At 51.7% G+C, this 5,584-nt stretch carries 2 tRNA genes, 3 rRNA genes and 1 pseudogene; 1 reads left to right on the top strand and 5 read right to left on the bottom strand.

The window, feature by feature from the left end:
• Nucleotides 1-52: 52 nt before the first annotated feature.
• The 5 genes from rrf to QMX85_RS23065 form a co-directional block, all read right to left on the bottom strand.
• A 5S ribosomal RNA gene (gene rrf, locus QMX85_RS23045) occupies nt 53-168 on the bottom strand.
• 150 nt (nt 169-318) lie between these two features.
• Nucleotides 319-3,213 (bottom strand): 23S ribosomal RNA (locus tag QMX85_RS23050).
• A gap of 239 nt (nt 3,214-3,452) precedes the next feature.
• Nucleotides 3,453-3,528: transfer RNA gene (locus QMX85_RS23055), tRNA-Ala, on the bottom strand.
• A gap of 31 nt (nt 3,529-3,559) precedes the next feature.
• A tRNA-Ile gene (locus QMX85_RS23060) sits at nt 3,560-3,636 on the bottom strand.
• A gap of 93 nt (nt 3,637-3,729) precedes the next feature.
• Nucleotides 3,730-5,266 (bottom strand): 16S ribosomal RNA (locus QMX85_RS23065).
• The 16S, 23S and 5S rRNA genes sit together here with 2 tRNA genes alongside, the layout of an rRNA operon.
• Before the next feature lie 137 nt (nt 5,267-5,403).
• On the opposite strand from QMX85_RS23065, the pseudogene QMX85_RS23070 reads away from it, so the two are divergent.
• Nucleotides 5,404-5,584, top strand: a pseudogene (locus tag QMX85_RS23070) (hypothetical protein); the annotation flags it as partial.

The raw sequence follows: 5,584 nt of genomic DNA on the forward strand, positions 1-5,584 counted from the left end.
CAAAAGCCAAACCCCCAACCCGATTGCTCGGATTGGGGGTTTGGGGATAGGAGCTTGACGATGACCTACTCTCACATGGGGAAACCCCACACTACCATCGGCGATGCGTCGTTTCACTACTGAGTTCGGGATGGGATCAGGTGGTTCCAACGCTCTATGGTCGTCAAGCAATTCGGTTGGGGAATCGGTGTTGAGTCGCCTCCCCTAATTGGGTATGTGATGTCTGTTGGTTTGCAAGTTCTGACAAGCTTTCGGCTTATGTCGACTTCACCTTCTAACACCATCATTGGCCTGGGCCGCAGATTGTTTGGGTGTTATATGGTCAAGCCTCACGGGCAATTAGTATTGGTTAGCTCAACGCCTCACAGCGCTTACACACCCAACCTATCAACGTCGTAGTCTTCGACGGCCCTTTAGGGAGCTCAAGGCTCCAGTGAGATCTCATCTTGAGGCTAGTTTCCCGCTTAGATGCTTTCAGCGGTTATCTATTCCGAACGTAGCTACCCGGCAATGCCACTGGCGTGACAACCGGAACACCAGAGGTTCGTCCACTCCGGTCCTCTCGTACTAGGAGCAGCCCCTCTCAAATCTCAAACGTCCACGGCAGATAGGGACCGAACTGTCTCACGACGTTCTAAACCCAGCTCGCGTACCACTTTAAATGGCGAACAGCCATACCCTTGGGACCGGCTTCAGCCCCAGGATGTGATGAGCCGACATCGAGGTGCCAAACACCGCCGTCGATATGAACTCTTGGGCGGTATCAGCCTGTTATCCCCGGAGTACCTTTTATCCGTTGAGCGATGGCCCTTCCATACAGAACCACCGGATCACTAAGACCTACTTTCGTACCTGCTCGACGTGTCTGTCTCGCAGTCAAGCGCGCTTTTGCCTTTATACTCTACGAACGATTTCCGACCGTTCTGAGCGCACCTTCGTACTCCTCCGTTACTCTTTAGGAGGAGACCGCCCCAGTCAAACTACCCACCATACACTGTCCTCGATCCGGATAACGGACCAGAGTTAGAACCTCAAAGTTGCCAGGGTGGTATTTCAAGGTTGGCTCCACGCAAACTGGCGTTCACGCTTCAAAGCCTCCCACCTATCCTACACAAGCAAATTCAAAGTCCAGTGCAAAGCTATAGTAAAGGTTCACGGGGTCTTTCCGTCTAGCCGCGGATACACTGCATCTTCACAGCGATTTCAATTTCACTGAGTCTCGGGTGGAGACAGCGCCGCCATCGTTACGCCATTCGTGCAGGTCGGAACTTACCCGACAAGGAATTTCGCTACCTTAGGACCGTTATAGTTACGGCCGCCGTTTACCGGGGCTTCGATCAAGAGCTTCGCTTGCGCTAACCCCATCAATTAACCTTCCGGCACCGGGCAGGCGTCACACCCTATACGTCCACTTTCGTGTTTGCAGAGTGCTGTGTTTTTAATAAACAGTCGCAGCGGCCTGGTATCTTCGACCGGCATGAGCTTACGGAGCAAGTCCTTCACCCTCACCGGCGCACCTTCTCCCGAAGTTACGGTGCCATTTTGCCTAGTTCCTTCACCCGAGTTCTCTCAAGCGCCTTGGTATTCTCTACCCAACCACCTGTGTCGGTTTGGGGTACGGTTCCTAGTTACCTGAAGCTTAGAAGCTTTTCCTGGAAGCATGGCATCAACCACTTCATCGTCTAAAAGACGACTCGTCATCAGCTCTCGGCATTAAGCGCCCGGATTTACCTAAGCACTCTGCCTACCACCTTAAACTTGGACAACCAACGCCAAGCTGGCCTAGCCTTCTCCGTCCCTCCATCGCAGTAACTAGAAGTACAGGAATATTAACCTGTTTCCCATCGACTACGCTCTTCAGCCTCGCCTTAGGGACCGACTAACCCTGCGTCGATTAACGTTGCGCAGGAACCCTTGGTCTTTCGGCGTGGGTGTTTTTCACACCCATTGTCGTTACTCATGTCAGCATTCGCACTTCTGATACCTCCAGCAAGCTTCTCAACTCACCTTCACAGGCTTACAGAACGCTCCTCTACCGCATCATCCTGAGATGATACCCGTAGCTTCGGTACCTGGTTTGAGCCCCGTTACATCTTCCGCGCAGGCCGACTCGACTAGTGAGCTATTACGCTTTCTTTAAAGGGTGGCTGCTTCTAAGCCAACCTCCTAGCTGTCTAAGCCTTCCCACATCGTTTCCCACTTAACCAGGATTTTGGGACCTTAGCTGACGGTCTGGGTTGTTTCCCTTTTCACGACGGACGTTAGCACCCGCCGTGTGTCTCCCATGCTCGGCACTTGTAGGTATTCGGAGTTTGCATCGGTTTGGTAAGTCGGGATGACCCCCTAGCCGAAACAGTGCTCTACCCCCTACAGTGATACATGAGGCGCTACCTAAATAGCTTTCGAGGAGAACCAGCTATCTCCGAGCTTGATTAGCCTTTCACTCCGATCCACAGGTCATCCGCTAACTTTTCAACGGTAGTCGGTTCGGTCCTCCAGTCAGTGTTACCTAACCTTCAACCTGCCCATGGATAGATCGCCCGGTTTCGGGTCTATTCCCAGCGACTAAAGCGCCCTATTAAGACTCGCTTTCGCTACGCCTCCCCTATTCGGTTAAGCTCGCCACTGAAAATAAGTCGCTGACCCATTATACAAAAGGTACGCAGTCACAGAACAAAGTCTGCTCCCACTGCTTGTACGCATACGGTTTCAGGTTCTATTTCACTCCCCTCTCCGGGGTTCTTTTCGCCTTTCCCTCACGGTACTAGTTCACTATCGGTCAGTCAGTAGTATTTAGCCTTGGAGGATGGTCCCCCCATATTCAGACAAAGTTTCTCGTGCTCCGTCCTACTCGATTTCACTTCTAAGATCCTTTCGCGTACAGGGCTATCACCCACTATGGCCGCACTTTCCAGAGCGTTCCGCTAAAATCAAAGAAGCTTAAGGGCTAGTCCCCGTTCGCTCGCCACTACTAAGGGAATCTCGGTTGATTTCTTTTCCTCAGGGTACTTAGATGTTTCAGTTCCCCTGGTTCGCCTCTTACACCTATGTATTCAGTGCAAGATACTCAGCTTATGCTGAGTGGGTTCCCCCATTCAGAGATCTCCGGATCAAAGTCTGTTTGCCGACTCCCCGAAGCTTATCGCAGGCTACCACGTCTTTCATCGCCTCTGACTGCCAAGGCATCCACCGTATGCGCTTCTTCACTTGACCATATAACCCCAAGCAATCTGGTTATTGTCTCGAACGTGAAGACGACATTCGCCGAAAACTTGCGCTTGAACTTGCAAGTTTTACCTTGACCAAACTGATTGCCAGTGAAAACAATCAGTCAGTCTACTTCTATCACATACCCAAATTTTTAAAGAACAGTTCTGGCGCAAAGACCAGAATTCAATGTTCTGCCAACCGGCAAACATTCAATTCTGAGCTTTCAGCGATTTCCGAGATAATGGTGGAGCCAAGGAGGATCGAACTCCTGACCTCCTGCGTGCAAAGCAGGCGCTCTCCCAGCTGAGCTATGGCCCCATCGTCTTGACCGGCCACGCCCCTTGACAATTGGTGGGTCTGGGCAGATTCGAACTGCCGACCTCACCCTTATCAGGGGTGCGCTCTAACCAACTGAGCTACAGACCCAATCGTCTCTCTCTCGGGTCTAAACCCAATCGCTTTTCGCAAGTGAATCAAGCAATTCGTGTGGGAGCTTATGAGGCAGCTGAAGTCTTCGATTAAGGAGGTGATCCAGCCGCAGGTTCCCCTACGGCTACCTTGTTACGACTTCACCCCAGTCATGAATCACTCCGTGGTAACCGTCCCCCCGAAGGTTAGACTAGCTACTTCTGGAGCAACCCACTCCCATGGTGTGACGGGCGGTGTGTACAAGGCCCGGGAACGTATTCACCGCGACATTCTGATTCGCGATTACTAGCGATTCCGACTTCACGCAGTCGAGTTGCAGACTGCGATCCGGACTACGATCGGTTTTCTGGGATTAGCTCCACCTCGCGGCTTGGCAACCCTCTGTACCGACCATTGTAGCACGTGTGTAGCCCAGGCCGTAAGGGCCATGATGACTTGACGTCATCCCCACCTTCCTCCGGTTTGTCACCGGCAGTCTCCTTAGAGTGCCCACCTTAACGTGCTGGTAACTAAGGACAAGGGTTGCGCTCGTTACGGGACTTAACCCAACATCTCACGACACGAGCTGACGACAGCCATGCAGCACCTGTCTCAATGCTCCCGAAGGCACCAATCCATCTCTGGAAAGTTCATTGGATGTCAAGGCCTGGTAAGGTTCTTCGCGTTGCTTCGAATTAAACCACATGCTCCACCGCTTGTGCGGGCCCCCGTCAATTCATTTGAGTTTTAACCTTGCGGCCGTACTCCCCAGGCGGTCAACTTAATGCGTTAGCTGCGCCACTAAAATCTCAAGGATTCCAACGGCTAGTTGACATCGTTTACGGCGTGGACTACCAGGGTATCTAATCCTGTTTGCTCCCCACGCTTTCGCACCTCAGTGTCAGTATCAGTCCAGGTGGTCGCCTTCGCCACTGGTGTTCCTTCCTATATCTACGCATTTCACCGCTACACAGGAAATTCCACCACCCTCTACCGTACTCTAGCTTGCCAGTTTTGGATGCAGTTCCCAGGTTGAGCCCGGGGCTTTCACATTCAACTTAACAAACCACCTACGCGCGCTTTACGCCCAGTAATTCCGATTAACGCTTGCACCCTCTGTATTACCGCGGCTGCTGGCACAGAGTTAGCCGGTGCTTATTCTGTCGGTAACGTCAAAACAGCAAAGTATTAATTTACTGCCCTTCCTCCCAACTTAAAGTGCTTTACAATCCGAAGACCTTCTTCACACACGCGGCATGGCTGGATCAGGCTTTCGCCCATTGTCCAATATTCCCCACTGCTGCCTCCCGTAGGAGTCTGGACCGTGTCTCAGTTCCAGTGTGACTGATCATCCTCTCAGACCAGTTACGGATCGTAGCCTTGGTGAGCCATTACCTCACCAACTAGCTAATCCGACCTAGGCTCATCTGATAGCGTGAGGTCCGAAGATCCCCCACTTTCTCCCGTAGGACGTATGCGGTATTAGCGTTCCTTTCGAAACGTTGTCCCCCACTATCAGGCAGATTCCTAGGCATTACTCACCCGTCCGCCGCTGAATCAGAGAGCAAGCTCCCTTCATCCGCTCGACTTGCATGTGTTAGGCCTGCCGCCAGCGTTCAATCTGAGCCATGATCAAACTCTTCAGTTCAATACTGCTTGGGTTTTGAGAAAACCCTAAACTTGGCTCAGCAATCGCAAATAAAACTCGAATTCTCGAGTGTCTACTTGTGTTGCTGATAATCATCTCGACATCAGTCTTACGTCACAAGCACCCACACGAATTGCTTGATTCAGTTGTTAAAGAGCGTTTCGATCAAGTCTTTCGTCTCAACCGAGGCCGCGCATTCTACAGCAGCCTTTCAATCTGTCAAGCTTATTTTCGAAAATTTCTTTTCTACTCAACCGCTTGCCGCTTCCGATCTTTCAAACCCCTCGTCAGCGGGAGGCAAATTCTACAGCGTTCAAA

Origin of the sequence: Pseudomonas sp. PS02288, assembly GCF_029959715.1 — a bacterium.
In the GTDB taxonomy this organism is placed as follows: domain Bacteria; phylum Pseudomonadota; class Gammaproteobacteria; order Pseudomonadales; family Pseudomonadaceae; genus Pseudomonas_O; species Pseudomonas_O kuykendallii.